Source organism: Bifidobacterium sp. (genome assembly GCF_051876855.1).
GTDB lineage: Bacteria > Actinomycetota > Actinomycetes > Actinomycetales > Bifidobacteriaceae > Bifidobacterium.
This window is the reverse complement of the sequence record NZ_JBJEIH010000054.1, coordinates 1-1,887: the sequence shown is the minus strand read 5'-3', so window position 1 is coordinate 1,887 and position 1,887 is coordinate 1. Positions and strand designations below refer to the sequence as shown.

The following is a 1,887-nucleotide window of genomic DNA, read 5'->3' as shown; positions in this document are numbered from 1 at the left end:
CGCCGCCGGAGCCGCCGGTGGAACCGGAATCCTTGGCTGCGATACGGGCGAACGGAACAGTGAAGTTGTCCTCATCGGACTTCTCGAAGCTGTTGTTCTCCTGGGAGCCGGCGGAATCATCCTTGTCGGCGTTGTCGTTCTCGGCGAGATCATACGGTAGGGAGTCCATGCCGGACTTGCCCATCGTCGCCACCAGCTGCACGCCGAGACCGCTCTTGGCGACAGTCGCGGCATCGGTGCCGAGCTCGCTCAGCGGAATGGACATCTCATAATGGAAGTCCATGGTGCCGGAGTTGTGGCCCTTGGTGTTGAAGTCGACCCACTTGGCGTTCTCATTGATCATATCGCCGACGACACGGCCATTGTTGGTGCCGTAGGCGCCGTCAATGCCGTAGACGTTCTTGCTAAGAATGCCCTTGCCCCACTTGAACTTGATGCCGGAAGCCTGGGTGTTTGTCTTCGCGTTCGCCGCCGGACCGTAGATCGCGTTGGCGTTCAAGCCGGTGCTGTCGCCGCTGTACACCCACGGGCCGTTGGCGCCGTTGGTGGAAATGGCGACGACCCGGTTGAGCTTCTCCTGCCAGGTCAGGCCGGAATCCCACAGGGTGCCGCCGGTGGTGAGCTGGGCGCTCTTGCCGATGGTGTCGGACTGCCCGGTGCTGAAGGCGATGAAGAACGGGACGTTCATGGTTTCGTAGAGCGTGCCTTGCGACAGCGGGTAGTTGTCGTTCGGTGCTACCACGTCCTGGACGTTCGTCATTTCCCACATGAGATACACATTGTTGTCGTCATAGGCGGCATACAGGGTGTACAGATCGATCGGGACCTCGTACATCGAGTTCGGCCGGTACACGCGCGGGTCGTCGTTGGCGGTGCCCTGCGCGACAACCATCGAGCTGTTCCAGTCGGAGACGTCACCGTCAACGGTGATGGTCTTCTTCGCGCCATACCCGGCCTTGTTGGTCGAATAGTAGCTGGCGAGGTTCTGCACCGGGGTGGCGATCTTCGAATACGTGTAGGTATTCGTCAGTTCCTTGCCCGTGGTGCCGCCCTTGGCTTTCACCGTCACGGTGATGGTATCGCCGATCTTGCTGCTGCCGCCCACCTCGATGGTGTCACCGTCCTTGAAGGAGCCGGACTGGCCTTCGGAAGTGGTGTAGGTGGCGCCGGACGCGTTGCGGGTGTGCAGGGTCACGGTCATCGTGTCGGTGGAGAAAGACTTGCTCTCCGGGCTCGCGGTGACGGTCTCGACCGTGCCGACTTCGGCATTGGCGTCATAGAAGGCGCTCACCGCACCACCCTTGGCGGTGCCGGCGGTGATCTTGCCGCCGGAGACGGTGATGGTGCCGCCGTTGACCTGGTCGGTGTAGGTGCCGTCATCAAGGGTGGTGTCCGAACCGGCGAGGTTGACGTCGCCGCCCATGTTGGCGATGACCACGCCATCGTCATCAGCCTTGCCGTCCTTGGCATAACGCTCGACCATGAGGCAGGAGTTCTGGCTCTGACAGTTGCGCAGGTACTCGCTGTTGCCGTTCATCTTGTTGCGGAAGTGGTTAACCGCGACCACGGCCTTGTCCTTCCACATGTTGTCGCCGGCATCGCCCAGCTGGGACTGCTCGGCGAACTGCGCGTTGTTGCCACCGGATCCGACCGGGCGGTTGAAGTACAGCGGGGCGCCGCCAGCACGGGAACCGACGATGGCCCAGCCCATACGCAGCTGGTAGTCGTTAAGATACGTGGATTCCTTGTCACCGTTCGCATAGTTGTCATGCGATTCGACCCAGGTGACCAGCTGGTCATCCTTCGCGCCGCCGTTACGCAGGCTCGTCAGATTGCCGGCGTTCAAGTTGCTGCTCTTGATGGCAGAACGCACGGTCTTGCCGTAGT

Annotated in this window: 1 pseudogene; it reads right to left on the bottom strand. The window is 61.5% G+C overall.

What is annotated here, in order from left to right:
- A pseudogene (locus ACI38B_RS04125) lies at positions 1–1,887 on the bottom strand (hypothetical protein); the annotation flags it as partial.